The organism is Bacillus cereus group sp. BfR-BA-01441, assembly GCF_022663075.1.
GTDB lineage: Bacteria > Bacillota > Bacilli > Bacillales > Bacillaceae_G > Bacillus_A > Bacillus_A cereus.
Map to the genome: position 1 here is coordinate 1 of NZ_JAKUEU010000084.1, position 22584 is coordinate 22584.

Below are 22584 nucleotides of genomic sequence, written 5' to 3' on the forward strand. Positions count from 1 at the left end.
AATATATCTATCACAACTTGCAATATATCAACGATTCAATAAAGGATATCGATTTAACGACAAAGATTGACAATAACATTCCTCCTTGTCATACAAGGAAACTCCTAAAACGGATTAGATATTTTTTACTAAAATGTTATTATAAACATATACCTTTAAAGGGAGATGGTTGCTATTTCATTAATAATCTTCAAAATAACTCTTGGCCTTCTCGTCCTAACTTTAGCTCTTTTCACCATTAACAGTCTAAAAAAGACATCCGCCTATAAATCAGATAAATATGATTATTGCTTACTAACCTTACTTACATTTGAACTAGTAGTGATGCAAATATTCATATTTCTTTAATACATATAAAAAAGCATATATCCAAAATGGATATATGCTTTTCTTTTATTCTTGCCCTACACGTTTCACTTCTACGTTTTTAATGCGTTCACGTACAACGTGACTTGCCATAATTAAGCCTGCCACAGATGGTACGAATGCATTTGATGAAGGCGGTAATTTCGCCTTACGAATTTTTGCATTCTCGTCTGGTACAATTTCTTTACGTACTTCTTCACGAATTACGATTGGGTTTTCGTCAGAGAAGACAACTTTTACACCTTTTTTAATCCCCTCTTTACGAAGCTTCGTACGAATGACTTTCGCAATTGGATCTGTATGTGTTTTAGAGATGTCCGCAATACGGAAACGAGTTGGGTCCATTTTATTCGCTGCACCCATACTTGAGATAATTTTAATTTTACGACGTAAACATTGTTTAATTAAATGAATTTTGAACGTAATCGTATCAGATGCATCCACTACAAAGTCTAAACCGTACTTAAAGAACTCTTCATATGTTTCATCTGTATAAAACATTTCTAGTCCAATTACTTCACACTCTGGGTTAATGTCCGCGATACGCTCTTTCATTAATTCTACTTTTGAACGTCCTACAGTAGATACTAAAGCGTGAATTTGACGGTTTACGTTTGTAATATCTACAACGTCTTTATCAACTAATACGAGACGTCCTACGCCAGAACGTGCTAACGCTTCAGCTGCAAAAGAACCTACACCGCCAATTCCTAAAATACCGACTGTACTATTTTTTAATATTTCAAGTCCTTCTTTACCGAAGGCTAATTCATTACGTGAAAATTGATGTAACATTCAGCTCTACACTCCTATTACAAAAATGGTCTACCATGTATTCTAGCGTTTTTCCGACTATTTGTATAGAAAAAGTTATAGAATTCCTAAAAATACATATTTCGAGAATGAAAACATAGACCAGAATTTTATTTCTTCCTAAATACACGTTTAAAAAAGAGGATTTAGAGAACCGAGCAGATCGAGGCGCTGAAGCCAGGAGGAGCACAGTGTAGAAACACTACTCGAGCACCGGACTGGCGAAGCAACGATGAGATGCGACAGTTATCTAAACCGGACTTTTTAAACAACCTCTCAAAAAAAGTCTAGACGGTTATAGTATAACCATCTAGACCCTATTCTTACTTCTCTTCTTTCAAGCTTAATTTTAAGTTCAGTTCTTCAAGCTGCGATTCTGCAACTGGGCTTGGAGCTTCTGTTAATAAGCAGCTTGCGCTTGCTGTTTTCGGGAATGCAATTGTATCACGAAGGTTCGTACGGCCTGCAAGTAACATAACAAGACGATCTAAACCTAATGCGATTCCGCCGTGTGGTGGTGTACCGTATTCGAATGCTTCTAATAAGAATCCGAATTGCTCTTGCGCTTCTTCTTGTGAGAATCCAAGTGCTTTGAACATTTTTTCTTGTACGTCACGCTCGTAAATACGAAGTGATCCACCACCAAGCTCATAACCGTTTAATACAAGGTCATATGCTTGTGCACGTGCTTTTTCTGGTGCTGTTTCTAGTAACTCAACGTCTTCACGGAATGGCATTGTGAATGGGTGGTGAGCTGCGAAGTAACGATCTGCATCTTCATCGTACTCAAGTAGTGGCCAATCAGTTACCCATAGGAAGTTAAATTTACTTTCATCAATTAACTCAAGCTCTTTACCTAGACGTAAACGAAGTGCGCCTAAGCTATCTGCAACAACGCTCTTCTTATCTGCTACGAATAGTAATAAGTCGCCAGCAGTAGCTTCTAATGTGCTCATTAACACATTTGCATCTTCTTCACCGAAGAATTTCGCAATCGGTCCTTTTAGGCCGTCTTCTTCAACTTTAAGCCAAGCTAGACCTTTTGCACCGTATACTTTCACGAATTCAGTTAATGCATCGATGTCTTTACGAGAATATTTACTTGCAGCACCTTTTGCATTAATTGCTTTTACTTGTCCGCCGCTTTCTACAGCACTTGTAAACACTTTAAAGCCACAATCTGCTGCAAACTCAGATAAGTCTGTTAGTTCCATTTCAAAGCGTGTATCTGGCTTATCAGAACCGTAGCGAGCCATTGCATCAGCATATTTCATACGAGGGAATGGTGCACTCACTTCTACACCTTTTGCATCCTTCATAACTTTCGTCATCATACGCTCCATCATATCTAAAATTTCATCTTGTGTTAAGAATGAAGCTTCGATATCGATTTGCGTGAATTCTGGTTGACGATCCGCACGTAAATCTTCATCACGGAAACAACGTGCTACTTGATAGTAACGCTCAAATCCGCCGACCATAAGAAGCTGTTTAAATAACTGTGGTGACTGTGGTAATGCATAGAATTCACCATCATGTACACGACTTGGCACTAAATAGTCACGAGCTCCTTCTGGCGTGCTTTTCGTTAAAATTGGTGTTTCTACTTCTAAGAACTCTTCTGTATCTAAGAAGTTACGAATTGTTTTTGTTACATCGTGACGCATTTTGAATGTGTTGAACATTACAGGACGACGTAAGTCTAAATAACGATATTTTAAACGCACATCTTCTGATGCATCTGTATCATCAGCAATGATAATTGGCGTTGTTTTCGCTGCATTTAGTACATTTACTTTTGTTGCTTGTACTTCAATACGACCAGTTGCCATATTGTCATTAATTGCGCCTTCACCACGTTCAACAACTGTACCTTCTACGTGTAATACGTATTCGCTACGAATTGTTTCTGCTACTTCTAACGCTTCTTTTGATGTTTCTGGGTTAAATACAACTTGTACGATACCTGTACGGTCACGTAAATCGATAAAGATTAATCCACCTAAGTCACGGCGTTTTTGTACCCAACCTTTTAATTGAACTGTTTGTCCAACAGCTTCTACTGTTACTTTTCCACATGCATGTGTTCTTTCAGCCACTGTAAGTTCCCCCTATATTAATTTCTCTGCTACGTATGAAGCAAATACATCTAACGCTACTTCTTCTTGTTCACCTGTTGCCATATCTTTTAAGTTAATGATGCCTTTATCTAGCTCATCTTCTCCTAATACAGCTACAAATTTCGCCTTTAGACGATCTGCTGATTTAAATTGTGCTTTCATTTTGCGATCTAAATAATCTTTTTCAACTGACAATCCAGCTTTACGAAGATCGAACGCAACTTTTGCAGCATGGTCTTTCGCTTTTTCGCCAAGCGCTACAACGTAACAATCAATGCTATGTTCAAGTGGTAATTCAATGTTTTCAGCTTTTAGCGCCATAATTAAACGTTCAATACTCATTGCAAAACCGATACCTGGCATTTCTGGTCCACCGATTTCTTGTACAAGTCCGTTATAACGGCCACCACCGCTTAATGTAGTGATCGCACCGAAACCTTCTGCCTCACTCATAATTTCAAAAACAGTGTGTTGATAGTAGTCTAAACCACGCACTAAGTTCGGATCTTTTTCAAATGGAACATCCATCATCGTTAATAGTTCTTGAACTTTGTCATAGTATACTGCTGAATCTTCGTTTAAGTATTCTGTAATAGATGGTGCTGTTCCCATTAATTCATGGTTACGGTCTTTCTTACAGTCTAAAATTCGAAGTGGGTTCTTTTCTAAGCGAGATTGACAGTCAGAACAGAATTCGCCGATACGTGGCTCAAAGTGTGCGATTAATGCATCACGGTGTGCTTGACGGCTCGCTGCGTCACCTAAACTGTTTAATACAACTTTAATATTTTTCAAGCCCATGCCGCGGTAAAATTCAACAGCAAGTGCAATTACTTCTGCATCAATTGCAGGGTCATTACTGCCGATTGCTTCGATACCGAATTGTACGAATTGACGATAGCGACCTGCTTGTGGTCTTTCATAACGGAACATTTGACCGATATAGTATAATTTCGTTGGTTGTGTCGCATCACCAAACATTTTATTTTCAACGTAAGAACGTACAACAGGTGCAGTACCTTCTGGACGTAATGTTAAGCTACGCTCTCCACGATCTTGGAATGAGTACATTTCTTTTTGTACGATATCTGTCGTATCACCAACACCGCGTAAAAATAGCTCAGTGTGTTCAAAAATTGGTGTACGAATTTCTTTATAATTGTAACGACGGCAAATTTCGCGTGCTTGCCCTTCGATATACTGCCATAACTCAACAGTGCCTGGAAGAATATCTTGCGTTCCGCGTGGGATTTGAATAGACATATTCAGTTCCTCCTCAAATTGTTTTAATCTTAATAAAAATAAAAAAACTCCCGCCTCTACTGTTTAAACAGTAGGGACGAGAGTATTATACCCGTGGTGCCACCCTAATTGAAGCACGTATGCTTCCACTTTTTTAATAACGCTTAAATATGCGTTCATCCCTACTAAGCATATATGCCGTTCAAGTTGAAACCTCTAGAGTGTCATTCAATCAGTCATCATGCAGAAATGTTTTCAGCCTAAGACATTCCTTCTCTTTCCATGTGTGTCTCATTTACTCTTCTCTATCAACGGTTATATTCATATGTAAATATAAAATTACTATACGTTTGTTAAGTAGGATTGTCAAGTGCTCTAAGAACGTTCAATCTGCTTCTTTAAACGCTTTACATCTTGAAGAGAAATCCCAAACTCCGAAGCAAGCTCCATTGAAGTATTGTTTTGCTCTTTTGAAATAAAATCATGAAAATTCACGTTAAACAGTTGATTTGCACCATTTGTAACAGAATGCCCTTTTTCATTCATACGCATACGTATATCCCTCACATTCAATATGGATGTTTTGCTTTTTATTGTTCCATATTGATGAGAGAGTTATACATAACCGAAACTGCTATTGATTCCAAATAAATGAACAAAACATACAACAATGTATAAAAAAGAGAGGATTATATAACCCTCTCTTTTTTATGAACACTATTTACTTTCTACAATTAAGGTCACCGGACCATCATTGATTAAAGAAACGTCCATCATTGCTCCAAACTTCCCTGTTTCCACATGTAATCCTTGTTTACGAACTTCTTCATTAAAGAAATCGTATAAACGCTCTGCATAATCAGGTTTCGCAGCATCCATAAAGTTTGGACGTCTGCCCTTGCGGCAATCTCCGTATAATGTGAATTGCGAAATAGATAGAACTTGTCCTTCTACATCAAGTACAGAATGATTCATCTTTCCGCTCTCATCTTCAAAAATACGTAAGTTTGCAATTTTTTCCGCAATGTAAGTTGCATCTTTTTCTGTATCTTCGTGCGTAATGCCAACTAGTAATGTTAAACCGAACGGAATTTGTCCTACGATCTCACCGTCTACTGTGACAGACGCTTTCTTTGATCGTTGTAAAACAACTCTCATCTTTCTACACTCCCTATTAATGCATCATGCGTCGTACTGCATAAATTTCTGGAACGCGTTTAATGCGTTCTACTACTTTTTTCAAGTGTTGTAAGTTACGAATCGAGATTGACATATTAATTGTTGCCATCTTATTACGGTCACTTCTACCAGAAACAGCTGAAATGTATGTTTTCGTCTCTGTAACAGCTTGCAGTACTTCATTTAATAAACCGCGGCGATCGTAACCTGAAATTTCAATATCAACGTTATACTCAATTTCTTTTTCAGGGCTACCTTCCCACTCTACCTCTAATAATCGTTCTACAGCTTCTTCTGTATGAACATTTACACAATCACGGCGGTGAATTGATACACCTCGGCCTTTCGTAATATACCCAACGATATCATCGCCCGGAACTGGGTTACAGCATTTCGATAAACGGATTAATAAATTATCAGCACCGCTTACCTTTACACCAGAATCCCATTTTCGAATTTTCATCGGTTTACGGACTTCTTTAACTTCAACAATTTCTTCTTCTTCGCGTTGTTTGCGGAACTTGTCCGTTAGTCGCGTAACAATTTGCGAAGCTGTAATTCCGCTATATCCAACTGCTGCAAACATATCTTCTTCATTTGCAAAGTTAAATTTCTCAGCGACGCGTTTTAAGTTATCCGGCGCCAATACTTCTTTCATCTCATACTCTAGACCACGTACTTCCTTTTCAACAAGTTCACGGCCTTTTTCAATATTTTCGTCTCTACGTTGTTTCTTAAAGAATTGACGAATTTTATTTTTCGCATGAGATGTTTGAGCAAGTTTTACCCAATCCTGGCTTGGGCCATATGAATGTTTCGACGTTAAAATTTCAATGATGTCGCCTGTTTTTAATTTATAATCCAGCGTCACCATTTTCCCGTTTACTTTTGCACCAATTGTTTTATTCCCAATTTCCGAATGGACACGATACGCGAAATCAATCGGAACAGATCCAAGTGGTAATTCCATTACATCGCCTTTCGGTGTAAAGACGAATACCATGTCAGAGAATAAATCAATTTTTAATGACTCCATAAATTCTTCTGCATTAGAAGCTTCATTTTGCCATTCTAATATTTGACGGAACCATGTGAGTTTCTTCTCTAATGTACCTGTTGTTTCTGCTGTTTTTCCTTCTTTGTATGCCCAGTGTGCCGCGATCCCGAATTCTGCAATTTCGTGCATTTCTTTCGTACGAATTTGCACTTCAAGTGGATCACCTTTCGGTCCAATTACAGTCGTATGAAGAGATTGATATAGATTTGCTTTTGGCATTGCAATATAATCTTTAAAACGACCTGGCATCGGCTTCCAGCACGTATGAATAATTCCAAGCACAGCATAACAATCTTTAATACTATTTACAACGACACGTACAGCTAATAAATCGTAAATTTCATTGAACTGCTTATTTTGCAGTGCCATTTTACGATAAATACTGTAAATATGTTTCGGTCTTCCAGAAATCTCAGGTTGAATTGCAACTTCTTTTAATTTCTCACGAATACCAGTCATTACTTCGTCTAAATATTCTTCACGTTCTGCACGTTTACGCTTCATTAAATTTACAATACGATAATATTGTTGTGGATTTAAATAGCGAAGTGACGTATCCTCTAGCTCCCATTTAATAGTACTAATTCCGAGTCTATGTGCCAAAGGTGCAAAGATTTCTAACGTTTCATTCGCTATGCGACGCTGCTTCTCTTGAGGCAAATGTTTCAATGTACGCATGTTATGAAGACGATCAGCTAGTTTAATTAAAATAACTCGAATATCTTGAGCCATTGCAATAAACATTTTGCGATGGTTTTCTGCTTGTTGTTGTTCGTGAGATTTATATTTGATCTTCCCAAGCTTTGTAACGCCATCAACAAGCATAGCAATTTCTTTGTTAAATTCCCGTTCAATATCTTCTAACGTAATCTCTGTATCTTCCACTACATCATGTAAGAAACCTGCTGATACCGTAGCTGGATCCATGTGTAAATCAACTAAAATACCTGCAACTTGAATCGGATGAATAATATACGGTTCACCCGATTTTCTATATTGTTCGCTATGCGCATCACGTGCATATTCATAGGCACGTGCCACTAGCTCAATATCTTCATCCGCTAAATATTGACTTGCTTTCTCGAGTACCTGTTCAGCTGTTAGTACCTGCTCATTTGCCATCGAATCACCTTTTATTGAAAATTGACTTTATCTTTATTTAATAGAATAAATTATATTCTATCATTATAACCCAATGATTGTGAATTGTGAAAAGGAAAAGATTTTACTGACATTTCACCATAATTTTTTGTTCAATTATACAAAAGTACCCGCTCCTCTCCAAGAGATTCACGGGTACTTTTTATCACCGTAGTTTTACCTATATAGTGATTAGTATTTTTCTAATACTAATACATCGTAACCATCTAACATTTTACGACCATCTAAGTAAGTAAGTTCTACTAAGAATGCAATTCCTGCTACAACTCCGCCTAGCTCTTCAACTAACTTAATTGTCGCTTCGATTGTTCCACCTGTAGCTAATAGATCATCTGTAATTAATACGCGTTGACCTGGCTTAATTGCATCTTTATGGATTGTTAAAACGTCTTTACCATATTCTTTACCGTAGTCAACTGTAATTACTTCACGTGGTAATTTTCCTAATTTACGAACTGGCGCAAATCCTACTTCTAACGCATAAGAAACTGGGCAACCGATAATGAAACCACGAGCTTCTGGTCCTACTACAACATCGATATCTCTTTCTTTTGCGTACTCAACGATTGCGTCTGTTGCTGCTTTGTATGCTTTACCGTCATTCATTAAAGGTGTAATGTCTTTAAATACAATACCTTCTTTCGGATAATCCGGTACAATTGCGATATGTTGCTTGAAATCCATATTTCTGAATCCTCCTCAGATCTAAAAGGTTTGTAAATACAAATCCTTTACCCTAACTGTTCTACTTCTTTATGATTACGAATCGTTTCAAACCATGTATATAGTTGCTGATATGTGCTATAAACCAATTCTTTTTCTAATTGTAAGTGGTTCATTTTCTCACGATATGTGTTCGATTCAATTAAATCACGCTTTTGTTTTTTGTCTGCCATAAAAATGACGCCATCTTTTATTGTAACAAATTCTAACTCAAAAAACACCTGTGTCATGAAATTTACTGTATCTTTTGACCAACCTTTATGACGACATAGTTGTTCTCCATATTGTCTTAAAGAAAATGGTGTTTTTTGGCTTAAGAAAGAATAGTACCATTTAAAGTGTTCTCTCGTCGGAACTGTACTAAATAAGTGGTTATTCTCTTGATAAAATAGCGTATAAATTCGCGCTGGGAATCCTACCTTAAATAGCTCACGTAATTCATCTGTTCCTTTTGGTAAATCAAGTAACACGATATATTGATCATCTAAATGCGTTACTTCTGAAGCATGCATGAGCTTTTCTTTATAGCTCTCTAAAGAAAATTTATTCAATACCTCTTCAGAAAAATACACCATTGTTATTTTTTCTTTCGGAAGTTCTGCTAAATTTGCTTCTGCATTACGCATACTACGCCAATCAAATAATTGCCACGCCTCTACAGCAATATCTTGTACCATTAGTTGTGGCTTCTTAAAGTTATTCCATTCATTAATAGACGCTTCTCCTATTACAGATACTTTTGCAACTGGAGAGATTTCTTTCGCATATGCACCAAAGCCAAATCCAATTGTATCCAGTGTTGCTTGTCCATCACGAAGAGCCATTTTTAAATGAGAGCCATCTGATCCGATTGCGCGAATGCTTTCTAACTCTGCATCTTTTACTGCAATACGTGGTTTCGGATTTCCAACACCAAACGGGGCTAGTTTTTGCATATCTTCAATTGCCGCTAGCGTTACATCCTCTACTTTACAAAAAACATCAACTGCTGTAATTGGAATAAAATCTTCTTCTGTTAAAATTGCATCTGCTTGTTCATTTAAGCGGCGACGTAATTCATCTACATCATTCATATGTAGCGTCATTCCCGCTGCCATCGGATGCCCTCCGAAGTGTGGTAATAACTCTCTACAATCTGATAAATTTGCAAACAAATCAAATCCTGCAATACTACGTGCTGAGCCTTTTGCTGTTTCTTTTATAGGATCAATGCTTAATACAATCGTCGGACGATAAAAACGTTCAACTAATTTCGAAGCAACAATTCCAATTACCCCTGGGTTCCAGCCTTCTTTCGCAAGTACTAATACTTTATTTTCTTCTGGTGGGAAGTTATTTTCCACTTCAGCGATAGCCTCTTCTGTAATTTGCTTTACAATATCTTTTCGCAGTTTATTCAGCTCATCAATTTCTTCAGCTAGCTCTTTCGCTTCCTCTGGATCATCTGATAATAAAAGGTGTACAGCCGGCGCAGCATCTTCTAAACGCCCAACCGCATTAATACGAGGTGCAATTGAGAAACCAATACTCTCTTCGGTAATTTCACTTTGCGAAACGTTAGCAACTTTAAACAATGCCTTCAAACCAATATTTCTCGTCATACGCATATGTTTTAAACCGCGTTTCACTAGCAACCTATTTTCACCATGAAGTGATACTAAATCGGCTACTGTACCGATTACTGCGATCTCTAATAAATGTTCTGGTACACGGCCTAATAGTGCATGCGCAACTTTAAACGCAACACCTACACCAGCTAAATAGTGAAACGGATATACACCGCCATCTAATTTCGGATGTATAATCGCAAGTGCTTCTGGCAATTCTGGCGGTGGCTCATGGTGATCTGTAATAATTAGATCTATTCCAAGCTCTTTCGCTACATTCGCTTCATGTACCGCTGCAATACCAGTATCGACAGTAATAATTAGCGAGAACCCTGCGCTATGCGCCCAACGAAATGCTTCTTCGTTCGGTCCATACCCTTCTGTAAAACGATTTGGAATGTAAAATTCTACTTCTGCACCTAATTCTTGAAGAGCAAGATATAAAACTGTCGTACTACTTACTCCGTCCGCATCGTAATCACCAAATATTAATATTTGCTCTCCATTTTGAATCGCCTTATTTACACGTTCTACCGTTCTATCCATTCCTTCTAATAAAAATGGATCATGAAATTCTTGATTTTCTGTATTTAAAAAATCTAAAATCTTATCTTCTGTATCGAGTCCTCTACCGAGGAATAACGAAACGACAAGTGGCGATAACTGTAATTTACTTGCTAATTCACTCACTCGCTCGTCATTATATTCTTTTTCTTTCCAACGCGTCTTCGGTTGTAACACGAAATCACCCCTTAACCTGTTCATTATACAAGACAGATTAAGGGGTGACAATATAATGCAAACTACGATGCAATATCTATATACTAAAATGTTAATGATGTTTAATTTGGAGAATACGGATTTATATGTACGAATACATTTTGTACATTATCTTGTTTCATAAGTATTTCTTTCACATGTTTTCCAATACGGTGTCCTTCTTCTACAGTAATGTATGGATCTACGGACACTTTAATATCGACAATAACATAATGACCATGCTCCCGTGCATATAAAGAACCAATTTTTTTCACACCATCTACTTGAAGAACTGCTTCTCTAAGCGGAATAACATCCTCCTCATGAAGAACATGGTCAAGCGTTGCATGAATTGCTTCCGCTCCAATGCTCCATGCCATTTTTACAACAAGAAGTGAAACAACTAATCCCGCAATTGGATCAGCGTATACAAGCCAGTCTATACCAAGCTTACCACCTATTATAGCTGCACAAATACCGATTAAAGCTGCAATTGAAGAAAATACATCCGAACGGTGCTCATATGCATTTGCAATAATTGCATCACTGTTTACTCTTTTCCCTAATCGGAATTTATATTGAAACATTCCTTCTTTCACGACGATTGAAAGAACAACAGCAAATATCGTAATTCCTTTCGGCGGTTCTAGTTCTTGCGAAAAAGCTTTTATAGACGAAATCGCGATTTCAAGTCCCACAATAAATAATAATACCGCAACAATAATCGCTGAAATCGATTCCGCTTTACCATGACCATACGGATGATCCTCATCAGGTGGCTGCTTTGCCGCTCGCAATCCAAAAAGTACAGCTAGCGAACCTATTACATCTGATGCAGAATGCACGGCATCCGCTAATAGCGCTTTACTGTTCCCAATATAACCAATTACCGCCTTTACAATCGCTAATATAATATTACCAACGATCCCGACAATAGCACCAAACTCGGCCTGTTTAAAACGTTCATCTTTTTCCATAATTAAAATCCCTTCTTTTCTTAACCTATCTTTTTATTTTAACAAAAACAGCGATAGCACCACCACTTTCTTCCATCTTCTTTCTGTTAAAAAGTTGCTATCTTATTGTATCCACAAACGAAAAAAGAGATGCCTCATAAAGAGACATCATCTTTTCTATACTTGCGGTTCAGATTCTACTTTCTCAACCTTCTTCTTGTTTTTTCCCTTTTTCAAACGACGGTTTTCAAGCATTAACCAAATTTGAGAGGCAACGAAAACAGAAGAGTACGTACCTACAATTAATCCAACAAGTAGCGCAAACGAGAAGTTACGTAGTGACTCACTACCGAAGATAAGCAGTGCAATTACTGGGAATAACACTGTTAATACGGTGTTAATCGAGCGACCAAGCGTTTGGCGAATACTTGCATTTACGATTTCTTCTAGATCTTTTATATCGCGCACTCGTTTTTTCTGTTTGTATAATTCACGGTTTCTATCAAATGTAACAATCGAGTCATTAATAGAATAACCGATGATTGTTAGTACTGCAGCAATAAACGTTAAGTCTACCTCTAGTTGGAAAATACTAAACATAACAATCATAACGAATGCGTCATGTAATAATGCAAGTACTGCAGATAACGCATACGTAAATCGGAAACGAATACTTACGTATAAAATGATAACCGCAGAAGCAATCAGTACTGCGATAAATGCATTTCGTGCAATTTCTTTACCGATTGTCGGTGAAACTGTACTTACGTTTGGATCTGTACCATATTTATCGTGGAAGAATGTTTTTGTTTTCGCAATTTCATCTTTTGATAAAACACCTAATGTACGAACTGCGAAACCTTTATTGTCATCTCCAGTCGGTACAATATTTTCTTCCTTCACATCAATGTTCAATTCTTTAAAATCTTTATGAACATCAGACACAGTAACGGCTTGTTTTGATTGCAAGTCGATACGTGTACCACTCGCAAAGTCAATACCAAGATTCAATTTGAAAATTGGTAAGATAATTGCACCCGCAATTACAACTACAATCGAGAAGATAAGGAATTTATGACCGATATTTACGAAATTAATACGATCAAATCTTGTTGGCGGATGTACTACACCTTTTGTTAATGGAATAATATCCTTTTGTTTCACACCAAAATATCCTGGTTTTTTATCAAAGTAACGGCTCTTTACAAGTAGACCTAGTAAGAAACGAGTACCGAATACGTTCGTAATAAAACCAACTAAAATACTTACGATTAAACTTGTTGCAAATCCTTTTACAGAGCTATTACCATAAACGAATAACACACCAGCTGCTGCAAGAGTCGTAACGTTTGCATCTAGAATTGTTGCTAATGAACGATGGTTACCAGCACGGAATGCCGACATCATTGACTTACCAATTTTCAGCTCTTCTTTCAGTCTCTCGTACGTAATAATATTTGCATCAACTGCGATACCTACCCCGAGCACTAACGCTGCAATACCTGGCAACGTAAGAACTGCATGCATCCAGTTAAAGACAAGTAATGTAACGAAAATGTATAACCCTAACATAATAACCGCTACAAGTCCTGGTAAACGGTAGAATACAAGCATAAATAAGAAAATAAGAGCGATACCAATCGCACTAGCGAAAATCGTTTGCTCTAACGCTTGTTGACCAAATTTCGCTCCAACAGATGTTGAATACATTTCTTTTAAATCAACAGGAAGTGCACCTGCATTTAATAAAGATGAAAGTTGTTTCGCACTTTCAACTGTGAAGTTTCCACCTACGATAGATACTTCAGCTTGGTTAAATACTTGGTTTACTGTTGCTGCTGATAAGAATTTCGGATTCGGTTTTGCAGATTCTGCTTTATACGAATCTTTTCCTTCTTCAAAGTCAAGCCAAATTACCATTAAATTCGTTGGTGGTGGCATTTTAGAAATTTTTTCAGTTACTTCACGGAATTTTTCAGCGCTTTTTAGTGTAAGACCTACGCTCGCACGGCCTTGCTCATCAAATGTTTGCTTCGCTCCGCCGCCTTTTAAATCCGTTCCATCCATAAGAAGGTTATCATCCACATCACGGAATGTTAATTTCGCTTGTGTTGATAACATTTCACGTGCTTTTTGCTGATCTTGTACACCAGCAAGCTGTACACGAATTCGATCTTGCCCTTCGATTTGAATGTTCGGCTCACTTACACCGAGAACATTGACACGATTTTCAAGAGCACCTACTGTACTTACAAGTACATCTCGATCGATTTTATCACCTTTTTTGGCTGGTTTTACTTCATACAGAATTTCAAAACCACCGCGAAGGTCTAGTCCTAGACTAATTCCTTTTGCTATGTCTTTTCCTGCCGCACCAATTACTCCACCGATTAATAAGACGATGAGGAAAAAGGCGGCAATTCTCGTACCACGCTTTGCCATATGTACCCTCTTTCTGCTACTAACACTTTCAATAAATCTCTTACGATTCACTGCTATACGTGTGCATACGCCTAGTTAGTAGACTTCCTTTCTATAATTTTTGCTAGTTCATCACTAGCTCTATAGGTAAGCTTTTACACTACCTACACTTCCATCATTTATTTTCCTCTTCACTACCTCCTTTATATATAATCTTAGACATAATTATTTCCTCTTTATCAATACATATCATTATACTGCAAAAGGAAGAACAAACCAATTGCAGTCGGTTATTTATTTTCGTACTCATCAAATGACCAAAGTGGCGCTTGGTAAGCTTCAACAGTTAAATATGTCATATATTCATTAGCTGTTACTGTTAATACGTCATTAACTAATTCATACAATCTAACATCGCTGTCTATCTTCTTCCACTTTTTCACTTTAAGAAACTTCCAAATGTCATCATCTGTCACTCGGTCGTAACCGAACATTTGAAACTCTTCTACTTTACTTTCTAAAACGACTTGTAACTGTCCGCGGTATGATTCTACCAAAGCCTCTCTATCTAACATCTATAAACATCCCCTTCTTATTTCAGCACGAAAAAGTCGCTTTAATCCCGCTCTAATGGACAGCAATAACTACTTTCAAGAGCACTATCATACTTCACTCTCTTAAATGCTTGTCATTCTTGTCTCGTACGTGCATATAAATTATTGTAAATCATTCCATTGATTTTGAGAAGGTAGGAGAAGAACATGACGAGACAAAGCTTTTTAAAAGGCGCATTTATTTTAATGATAGCCGGCTTTATTACAAAAATACTCGGCTTTATCAACCGCATAGTAATGGCACGTATTTTAGGAGAAGAAGGCGTTGGTCTTTATATGATGGCCGTTCCTACATTCATTTTAGCAATTACATTGACACAAATTGGTCTTCCTGTCGCAATCGCAAAATTTGTAGCAGAAGCGGAAGCTGTGAACGATAAACAAAGAGTTAAAAAAATATTAACCGTATCACTAGCTGTTACATCCGTTATTAGTATCATTTTAACAATCGGAATTATGTTCCTCACACCTATTTTAGCAAAAACATTATTAACCGACGAAAGAACCTACTATCCATTAATGGCCATTTTGCCCGTTGTTCCTGTTATTGCTGTTTCTTCTGTGTTGCGTGGTTACTTTCAAGGGAAACAAAACATGAAACCTAGCGCTTATGCGCAAGTTCTAGAACAAGTCGTCCGCATTACCATTATCGCTATATGCATTCAATTATTTTTACCTTACGGCATAGAATATGCTGCAGCCGGCGCTATGTTATCAGCTGTTCTCGGTGAAGTTGCATCCTTATTATTTTTACTCACGTTATTTCAGCGAGAAAAACATTTATCAATACGCTCTGGATTTTTCACTACTGTAAAGGAAAGCAAAGGGACATTTTATTCTCTGATGGATATTGCCCTTCCAACTACAGGAAGTCGTTTAATCGGCTCCGTTTCATATTTTTTTGAACCTATTGTCGTTATGCAAAGCTTAGCAATCGCTGGTGTCGCTGCTTCTGTTGCAACCCAGCAATACGGTATATTAAACGGTTATGCATTCCCGCTCCTATCACTACCCGCCTTTATTACATACGCTCTCTCTACAGCGCTCGTTCCTTCTATTAGTGAAGCAATGGCAAAAAGACAACATAAATTAGTAGAGCACCGTTTACAACAAGCACTTCGAATTTCATTAATTACCGGCGGATGGTCTGTCGTTATATTATACGTATTCGCTTCTCCTGTTTTAACTCTTATGTATGGATCAGACAGCGCAACAGCATTCATTCAACTTCTTGCGCCTTGCTTTTTATTTCATTATTTCCAAAGTCCACTTACCTCTGTTTTGCAAGCTTTAAACTTAGCAAGAGCCGCAATGATGAATACATTTATTGGTGCCATCGTGAAATTAATCGTTATTTTTGTACTAGCATCAAGGCCAGAGTTTCAAATGATGGGGGTTGCACTTGCTATTGCTGCAAATATTGTAACAGTAACATTTCTTCACTACGCTACTGTTTTAAAAAAGATTACATTTACCATTTACGCAAAAGACTATATTTTCGGCGGACTTGCCATCGGTATCGCAGGCGCCTTCGGTTTTTATCTTCATAAATATATTATTTTCTCTCATTCCCTTGGCATACAAACATTATGGGAAATCACTTTAACAACAATTGTTTATATCGTACTTCTCTTCACTTTCAAACTCATTCGAAAAGAAGAGTTAAGTCGTCTCCCTATCATTCGTAAGCTTTCATTTTTGAAATAAGGTGAAACTTTAATCAGTGGGGTAATCTCCACTGATTATTAGTTATACTAATCATTCTTACTCTTCCAAAGGATAAGTCTCTAATTTTCTTTTACATCAACAAAAAATTGTCCATTTTGAAAACTACAGTATAAAATTTGTGTTATATCGTTATAACCTAAGTTTTTTAATTTCTCAATAAGCCATTCATCTGTATGCTCAATCATTTGTAAATGACTAGATTGAATTTCTCCATCAATAATAAGAGGAAGCGTAAACTGCAATGTATCTTGTTTATTTTTTTGTTTTTGAAAGACAGATAACTTCCCAGACGGTTCCAAAATAGCATATTCTACATCCCGAATATCTCCAACTCCTTGTTCCCTTAATTGCATCATTAAATCATCAATATTATATCGTTGGTTTCTCATCTTTTTTTCATCAATCTTTCCCGCATTAATAATAATTGCTGGTTCACCTTCTATTAAATGCCGAAATCGTTGAAACTTTAATGAAATGACTGACAAAATGATTTGTATGCACATAAGAAAAGTCATCGGAACTAATTGATGCCAAAGTGATTTATCGGTATTTTCAATTGCTACTACAGCCATTTCTCCAAGCATAATAAATACGACTAAATCTAATACACTTAGCTCTCCTATCTCACGTTTACCCATAAGACGAAAAATAATTAAGATGATGATATACAAAAGCATTGTCCGTCCAATTACCGATATCCATTCCATTTCTACATCTCCTTTTTTACGTATAGACTCCCCTATAAAAAAGAAACTAGTCTAACTTGAGCAAAAGGAAAATATGCTTGTATTAAAAAGGGGGAATGCATAAATGGATGGAACGAAAAAATTATCAACTGCAATTGGCTTCGGTATTGTTACGCTACTAATTCTCGCATCTATTACTAGTATGATTATGGCTCTTTTATTAAAGTTTACGAATATAAATGAAGGGACATTAACCGTTACTATTTTTATACTCGCTCTTTTATCTATGCTTATGTCTGGATTTACTGCCGGCAAAAAGGCTCAAGGAAAAGGTTGGCTAGTAGGTTTCACAACAGGGCTCACGTTCACTATACTCGTCTTTCTAGTTAACTATTTAGGCTTTTCTCAAACCTTATCGAACTCACAATTACTATATCAATTAGCATTAATGGGGGCGAGTACACTCGGTGGTATTTTCGGTGTAAATATGTCAAAGCAAAGTAACTAAAAAAGGCCCTGCACATTTCATGCAGGGCCTTCCACATTAGTTTTTCACAACTTCACGAATCGCATTGCGATCGAAAGTTAAGTGTGAACCACCAGATTTAATAACGATTTTTGTCTCATCTACTGATTCGATTGTACCGTGTAAACCACCGATTGTTACGATAGCATCACCTTTTGCTAACTCACTTTGCATTTGAGCAACTGCTTTTTGACGTTTTTGTTGCGGGCGAATTAATAAGAAATAGAAAATCGCAAACATCGCAACGATCATAACGATATTCATCATACCTGCATTCATCTTTTGTTCCTCCTTTTAAATTATGTATTAGAAGTTTTTAGCATTCGGTTTATTAAAGCCATACTGTTCAAAGAACTCTTCGCGGAAATCGCCAAGACGGTCTTCACGAATAGCTTGTCTCACCTGCTCCATTAAGTTTAACAGAAAATGAAGGTTGTGATAAGACGTTAAACGAATTCCGAACGTTTCATCACATTTCATTAAGTGACGAATGTACGCACGTGAGTAGTTTTTACATGTGTAGCAATCACAGTTTGGATCAAGCGGACCGAAGTCTCTTGCGAATTTCGCATTTTTTACAACAAGGCGACCTTCACTTGTCATACATGTACCATTTCGAGCGATACGAGTTGGAAGTACACAGTCAAACATATCAATCCCACGAATTGCGCCATCGATTAACGAGTCAGGAGAACCTACACCCATTAAGTAACGAGGCTTATTATCTGGAAGAAGTGGTGTTGTAAACTCAAGAACACGGTTCATAATATCTTTCGGTTCACCAACAGATAAACCACCTACAGCGTAACCAGGGAAGTCCATTGAAACAAGATCTTTCGCACTTTGACGACGAAGCTCTTCGTACTCCCCGCCCTGTACAATACCGAATAAACCTTGATCTTGCGGACGTTCATGCGCTTTTAAGCAGCGTTCTGCCCAGCGGCTCGTACGCTCTACAGATTTCTTCATATATTCAAAAGTAGCTGGGAATGGTGGACACTCATCAAATGCCATCATAATATCTGAACCTAATGCATTTTGGATTTCCATCGCTTTTTCTGGTGATAAGAATAATTTATCTCCATTTAAGTGATTACGGAAGTGAACGCCTTCCTCTTCAATACGACGGAAGTCACTTAAACTGAATACTTGGAAACCACCAGAGTCTGTTAAGATTGCACGATCCCAGTTCATAAATTTATGCAAGCCGCCTGCTTCACGAATAATTTCATGACCTGGACGTAGCCATAAATGATACGTATTACTTAAAATAATGCCAGAATCCATTGCTTTTAATTCTTCTGGTGACATTGTCTTAACTGTTGCAAGTGTACCAACTGGCATAAATGTTGGTGTATCAAATGAACCGTGCGGCGTATGCACACGACCTAAACGGGCACCCGTTTGTTTACATGTCTTAATAAATTCATAACGAATTGCTGTCATAACTTACTCCTTTTATTTGTTTCTCATTTTAGCGTGAGATGCAACGAACATTGCATCACCGAAGCTAAAGAAACGATATTTTTCTTTTACTGCTTCATTATAAGCATGAAGTACATTATCTCTATTTGCAAATGCACTTACAAGCATAATTAATGTTGATTTCGGTAAATGGAAGTTTGTAATTAAACCATCAATTGCTTTAAATTCATATCCCGGATACATGAAAATATCTGTCCATCCAGAAGCGGCGCAGAGCTTACCGTCATGATCTGTTGCAATTGTTTCTAACGTACGAGTTGATGTCGTACCTACAGTAATAATACGTCCACCATTCTCTTTCACACGATTTAATAATGCCGCTGTCTCTTCAGACATATGATAATATTCTGCGTGCATATGGTGTTCTTCAATCGTGTCTGCAGAAACTGGTCTAAATGTTCCAAGTCCTACGTGAAGTGTAATGAATGCTAACTGAACGCCTTTTTGCTTTAACTTCTCAAGTAACTCTTCTGTAAAGTGAAGTCCCGCAGTCGGCGCTGCTGCTGAACCGATTTCTTTCGCATATACTGTTTGATAGCGATCGCGATCTTCCAGCGTCTCTTTAATATATGGAGGAAGCGGCATTTCCCCAAGTTCATCTAAAATTTCATAGAAGATGCCATCATATGAAAATTCAAGCTGGCGTCCACCTTGATCTGCAGTTCCTGTGCAAGTTGCTTTTAATTTCCCTTCGCCAAAAGAGATAACAGTTCCTTCTTTTACACGTTTCGCTGGCTTTACAAGCGTTTCCCACTTATCACCTTCTTCTTGTTTTAAAAGAAGTACTTCAATGTGCGCGCCTGTATCTTCTTTCACACCGTGCAAACGAGCAGGCATAACTTTCGTTTCATTTAAAACTAAGCAATCCCCCTCATGTAAGTAAGAAAGAATATCCGTAAAATGTTTATGCTCAATATCACCTGTTTCACGGTCTAACACCATTAATCTTGATGTTTCACGATCTTCTAACGGGACTTGTGCAATAAGTTCTTCTGGTAAATGAAAATCAAACAGATTTATATCCATAGCTATATCCACCTATTTCTTATTTAAATCGATTTATTATATACATAATAAAAGATAATACAATACTTAACACAATACATGTAATGATAGGAAAATAAAAGGTAACGTTTCCTTTTTTCACAAAAATATCGCCTGGAAGCCTTCCAATGAACTTCCAAGCTAATCCAACAACGATGAGTAAGATCCCGGCTGTAATAAGCAGCTTTGGCATCTCCGTCATACTTTTGGTATCTCCATTCCGAAATGTTCATACGCAAGCGGCGTTACAATTCGGCCCCTTGGCGTTCGTTGTAAAAAACCAATTTGTAATAAATACGGCTCATACACATCTTCAATCGTATGAGATTCTTCTCCAATTGTTGCTGAAACCGTTTCTAATCCAACTGGACCGCCACGGAATTTCTCAATAATACCAAGCAGTAATTTATGATCAATATGATCTAGACCTAATTTATCTACTTGCAGTAGCTCTAATGCCATTTGTGTAATTTCCATCGTAACCGTTCCGTTACCACGAACTTGCGCGAAATCACGTACACGTCTTAAAAGACGATTCGCAATACGAGGTGTACCACGAGCACGTCTTGCAATTTCTAATGCAGCTAACGAATCGATTTCAACTTCAAATACTTCTGCTGTACGTTCAACAATCGCAGAAAGCTGATCTACTGTGTAGTACTCTAACCTTGAAAGTACACCGAAGCGGTCACGAAGCGGTGCCGATAATGCTCCAGCACGTGTTGTTGCTCCAACTAATGTAAATGGCGGTAAATCTAGGCGTACAGAACGTGCTGAAGGCCCTTTTCCAATTACAATATCAAGGCAAAAGTCTTCCATCGCAGGATACAATACTTCTTCAATTGATCTATGCAAACGATGAATTTCATCAATAAATAATACATCCCCTGGCTGAAGCGCTGTTAATACAGCAGCTAAATCTCCTGGTCTTTCAATTGCGGGACCTGAAGTTGTTCTAACATTAACGCCCATCTCATTGGCAATAATATTCGCAAGCGTCGTTTTACCAAGACCTGGTGGTCCATATAAAAGCACGTGATCTAACGTTTCTTCACGCATTTTCGCCGCTTCAATAAATACTTCTAAATTATGTTTTGCTTTATCTTGGCCAATATACTGACGGAGCGTCTGTGGCCGTAATGAATATTCTAAATCCGCATCTTCATATGCAGATTCCCCTGAAAGGAGACGTTCGTCCATTATACTCACCTCTTACCATTTAGTAAAAGACTAAGTGCCTTTTTAATATACTGATCCGTCGTTAATGATTCTTTTAATAACTCTGGTACAACACGAGAAACTTCGCGTTCTGCGTATCCAAGTGCGCGGAGAGCTTCCAGTGCCTCATCAAGCTCAGCTGATGAACCTTTCTTCTCATCAAAACGTTCTGTGTCTGAGAATAAATCAACAAATGCATCTGGTACGACATCTGCTAGTTTTCCTTTTAAATCTAAAATCATTTGGCGTGCTGTTTTCTTTCCGACGCCTGGGAATTTCACTAAAAACTTCTCATCTTCATGCTCAATCGCTTGAACGACCTGTCCTGTTTGACCAGAAGCTAAAATTGCAAGAGCTCCTTTTGGCCCAATGCCAGACACGCCTAACAACTTTGTAAATAATAAACGCTCTTCACGTGTTTTAAACCCGTAAAGTGCCATAATATCTTCTCTCACATAATGATATGTATAGACACGGATTTCTTGCTTACTTCTTTGAAATACATACGGATTTGGTGTGAAAATTTGATAACCAATTCCATTATGATCAATTACGACATATTCCGGCCCTACATACTCCACGTAACCTGTAACATATTCAAACAAAATACGATCTCTCCCTCTTAAATCATGTATTCCATTTTAACATATTTAATGATAGAAAAGCGAGACTGCCCCAACAAATGTTCTCCACTTGAAACTTCTGTTATTTTCCATTGACAGAAAGGTTAAAGCACCTTAATATACAGAAGTCGATAATGATTATCAATACTAATTAAAGGGGTTACATCAGGATGAAACGTAAGCTATTTATTTTATTTACTATTATGCTCGTTGTTCTTTCTATCGTTGGCTGTTCTTCTCAAAAAGAAGAATCGAA

At 37.5% G+C, this 22584-nt stretch carries 20 protein-coding genes and 1 other annotated feature; of the genes, 2 read left to right on the forward strand and 18 right to left on the reverse strand.

Going from position 1 to position 22584, the window contains the following annotated elements:
* Window positions 1-393: 393 nt before the first annotated feature.
* The 11 genes from MR107_RS24590 to MR107_RS24640 all read right to left on the reverse strand — a co-directional run bounded on the left by MR107_RS24590 (window position 394) and on the right by MR107_RS24640 (window position 14979).
* Complete coding sequence (locus tag MR107_RS24590; protein ID WP_000903179.1) at window positions 394-1161, reverse strand: tRNA threonylcarbamoyladenosine dehydratase; 768 nt, start codon at window positions 1159-1161, stop codon at window positions 394-396.
* A gap of 341 nt (window positions 1162-1502) precedes the next feature.
* On the reverse strand, window positions 1503-3278 hold the full coding sequence (aspS, locus tag MR107_RS24595; RefSeq protein ID WP_000840892.1) for an aspartate--tRNA ligase: 1776 nt from the start codon (window positions 3276-3278) through the stop codon (window positions 1503-1505).
* A 12-nt stretch (window positions 3279-3290) separates the two neighbouring features.
* Window positions 3291-4562 (reverse strand): histidine--tRNA ligase, encoded by a 1272-nt coding sequence (gene hisS, locus MR107_RS24600; protein WP_000027084.1) that lies wholly within the window; start codon window positions 4560-4562, stop codon window positions 3291-3293.
* 69 nt (window positions 4563-4631) lie between these two features.
* Window positions 4632-4862: a binding site (T-box leader), on the reverse strand.
* A gap of 54 nt (window positions 4863-4916) precedes the next feature.
* A complete protein-coding gene (locus tag MR107_RS24605; RefSeq protein WP_001242605.1) occupies window positions 4917-5093 on the reverse strand; it encodes a hypothetical protein in 177 nt (58 codons plus the stop codon).
* Between the two features lie 165 nt (window positions 5094-5258).
* On the reverse strand, window positions 5259-5699 hold the full coding sequence (locus tag MR107_RS24610; RefSeq protein WP_001266965.1) for a D-tyrosyl-tRNA(Tyr) deacylase: 441 nt from the start codon (window positions 5697-5699) through the stop codon (window positions 5259-5261).
* A gap of 16 nt (window positions 5700-5715) precedes the next feature.
* Entirely contained in the window at window positions 5716-7899 is a 2184-nt protein-coding gene (relA, locus tag MR107_RS24615) for a GTP diphosphokinase (protein WP_001262795.1), read from the reverse strand.
* A 210-nt stretch (window positions 7900-8109) separates the two neighbouring features.
* Window positions 8110-8622, reverse strand: coding sequence for an adenine phosphoribosyltransferase (locus MR107_RS24620; protein ID WP_000346215.1), 513 nt, complete (start codon window positions 8620-8622; stop codon window positions 8110-8112).
* A 47-nt stretch (window positions 8623-8669) separates the two neighbouring features.
* Window positions 8670-11009, reverse strand: coding sequence for a single-stranded-DNA-specific exonuclease RecJ (recJ, locus tag MR107_RS24625; protein ID WP_000941229.1), 2340 nt, complete (start codon window positions 11007-11009; stop codon window positions 8670-8672).
* A gap of 101 nt (window positions 11010-11110) precedes the next feature.
* Window positions 11111-12004 carry a cation diffusion facilitator family transporter gene (locus tag MR107_RS24630; protein WP_000409743.1) on the reverse strand — a complete coding sequence of 298 codons (894 nt, stop codon included), beginning with the start codon at window positions 12002-12004 and terminating at the stop codon, window positions 11111-11113.
* A 156-nt stretch (window positions 12005-12160) separates the two neighbouring features.
* Complete coding sequence (gene secDF / locus MR107_RS24635; protein ID WP_001119066.1) at window positions 12161-14425, reverse strand: protein translocase subunit SecDF; 2265 nt, start codon at window positions 14423-14425, stop codon at window positions 12161-12163.
* A 269-nt stretch (window positions 14426-14694) separates the two neighbouring features.
* A complete protein-coding gene (locus MR107_RS24640; protein ID WP_000886980.1) occupies window positions 14695-14979 on the reverse strand; it encodes a post-transcriptional regulator in 285 nt (94 codons plus the stop codon).
* Between the two features lie 186 nt (window positions 14980-15165).
* Between MR107_RS24640 and spoVB the strand changes: the two genes are divergently transcribed.
* Window positions 15166-16725 (forward strand): stage V sporulation protein B, encoded by a 1560-nt coding sequence (gene spoVB, locus MR107_RS24645; RefSeq protein WP_000198301.1) that lies wholly within the window; start codon window positions 15166-15168, stop codon window positions 16723-16725.
* 80 nt (window positions 16726-16805) lie between these two features.
* Here spoVB and MR107_RS24650 read toward each other — a convergent pair whose 3' ends face one another.
* Window positions 16806-17453 (reverse strand): DUF421 domain-containing protein, encoded by a 648-nt coding sequence (locus MR107_RS24650; protein WP_000454838.1) that lies wholly within the window; start codon window positions 17451-17453, stop codon window positions 16806-16808.
* A 103-nt stretch (window positions 17454-17556) separates the two neighbouring features.
* On the opposite strand from MR107_RS24650, the gene MR107_RS24655 reads away from it, so the two are divergent.
* Window positions 17557-17940: a TIGR04086 family membrane protein gene (locus tag MR107_RS24655; protein WP_000349148.1), complete on the forward strand. Its 384-nt coding sequence runs from the start codon at window positions 17557-17559 to the stop codon at window positions 17938-17940.
* A gap of 36 nt (window positions 17941-17976) precedes the next feature.
* Here the strand turns inward: MR107_RS24655 and yajC are convergent, their stop codons facing one another.
* Genes yajC through ruvA form a run of 6 tightly spaced genes read right to left on the reverse strand, consistent with a single transcriptional unit; the run spans window position 17977 to window position 22310 of the window.
* Complete coding sequence (gene yajC / locus MR107_RS24660; protein ID WP_000991115.1) at window positions 17977-18237, reverse strand: preprotein translocase subunit YajC; 261 nt, start codon at window positions 18235-18237, stop codon at window positions 17977-17979.
* Between the two features lie 27 nt (window positions 18238-18264).
* Window positions 18265-19404, reverse strand: a complete 1140-nt coding sequence (gene tgt, locus MR107_RS24665) for a tRNA guanosine(34) transglycosylase Tgt (protein WP_000125365.1) — start codon at window positions 19402-19404, stop codon at window positions 18265-18267.
* A 12-nt stretch (window positions 19405-19416) separates the two neighbouring features.
* A complete protein-coding gene (queA, locus tag MR107_RS24670; RefSeq protein ID WP_000354014.1) occupies window positions 19417-20469 on the reverse strand; it encodes a tRNA preQ1(34) S-adenosylmethionine ribosyltransferase-isomerase QueA in 1053 nt (350 codons plus the stop codon).
* 19 nt (window positions 20470-20488) lie between these two features.
* A complete protein-coding gene (locus MR107_RS24675) occupies window positions 20489-20689 on the reverse strand; it encodes a DUF2905 domain-containing protein (RefSeq protein WP_000138162.1) in 201 nt (66 codons plus the stop codon).
* Window positions 20686-21687, reverse strand: a complete 1002-nt coding sequence (gene ruvB / locus MR107_RS24680) for a Holliday junction branch migration DNA helicase RuvB (protein WP_000344449.1) — start codon at window positions 21685-21687, stop codon at window positions 20686-20688. The genes MR107_RS24675 and ruvB overlap by 4 nt, the downstream gene beginning before the upstream one ends.
* A gap of 5 nt (window positions 21688-21692) precedes the next feature.
* Entirely contained in the window at window positions 21693-22310 is a 618-nt protein-coding gene (gene ruvA, locus MR107_RS24685) for a Holliday junction DNA helicase RuvA (protein ID WP_000464511.1), read from the reverse strand.
* Window positions 22311-22584: the final 274 nt, after the last annotated feature.

Excerpts from the sequence above, each read along its gene's own strand:
- MR107_RS24590 (WP_000903179.1), bottom strand. The coding sequence starts at position 1,161 with ATGTTACATCAATTTTCACGTAATGAATTAGCCTTCGGTAAAGAAGGA.
- hisS (WP_000027084.1), bottom strand. The coding sequence starts at position 4,562 with ATGTCTATTCAAATCCCACGCGGAACGCAAGATATTCTTCCAGGCACT.
- MR107_RS24605 (WP_001242605.1), bottom strand. The coding sequence starts at position 5,093 with ATGCGTATGAATGAAAAAGGGCATTCTGTTACAAATGGTGCAAATCAA.
- MR107_RS24610 (WP_001266965.1), bottom strand. The coding sequence starts at position 5,699 with ATGAGAGTTGTTTTACAACGATCAAAGAAAGCGTCTGTCACAGTAGAC.
- relA (WP_001262795.1), bottom strand. The coding sequence starts at position 7,899 with ATGGCAAATGAGCAGGTACTAACAGCTGAACAGGTACTCGAGAAAGCA.
- MR107_RS24620 (WP_000346215.1), bottom strand. The coding sequence starts at position 8,622 with ATGGATTTCAAGCAACATATCGCAATTGTACCGGATTATCCGAAAGAA.
- MR107_RS24630 (WP_000409743.1), bottom strand. The coding sequence starts at position 12,004 with ATGGAAAAAGATGAACGTTTTAAACAGGCCGAGTTTGGTGCTATTGTC.
- secDF (WP_001119066.1), bottom strand. The coding sequence starts at position 14,425 with ATGGCAAAGCGTGGTACGAGAATTGCCGCCTTTTTCCTCATCGTCTTA.
- MR107_RS24640 (WP_000886980.1), bottom strand. The coding sequence starts at position 14,979 with ATGTTAGATAGAGAGGCTTTGGTAGAATCATACCGCGGACAGTTACAA.
- spoVB (WP_000198301.1), top strand. The coding sequence starts at position 15,166 with ATGACGAGACAAAGCTTTTTAAAAGGCGCATTTATTTTAATGATAGCC.
- MR107_RS24650 (WP_000454838.1), bottom strand. The coding sequence starts at position 17,453 with ATGGAATGGATATCGGTAATTGGACGGACAATGCTTTTGTATATCATC.
- MR107_RS24655 (WP_000349148.1), top strand. The coding sequence starts at position 17,557 with ATGGATGGAACGAAAAAATTATCAACTGCAATTGGCTTCGGTATTGTT.
- yajC (WP_000991115.1), bottom strand. The coding sequence starts at position 18,237 with ATGAATGCAGGTATGATGAATATCGTTATGATCGTTGCGATGTTTGCG.
- tgt (WP_000125365.1), bottom strand. The coding sequence starts at position 19,404 with ATGACAGCAATTCGTTATGAATTTATTAAGACATGTAAACAAACGGGT.
- queA (WP_000354014.1), bottom strand. The coding sequence starts at position 20,469 with ATGGATATAAATCTGTTTGATTTTCATTTACCAGAAGAACTTATTGCA.
- MR107_RS24675 (WP_000138162.1), bottom strand. The coding sequence starts at position 20,689 with ATGACGGAGATGCCAAAGCTGCTTATTACAGCCGGGATCTTACTCATC.
- ruvB (WP_000344449.1), bottom strand. The coding sequence starts at position 21,687 with ATGGACGAACGTCTCCTTTCAGGGGAATCTGCATATGAAGATGCGGAT.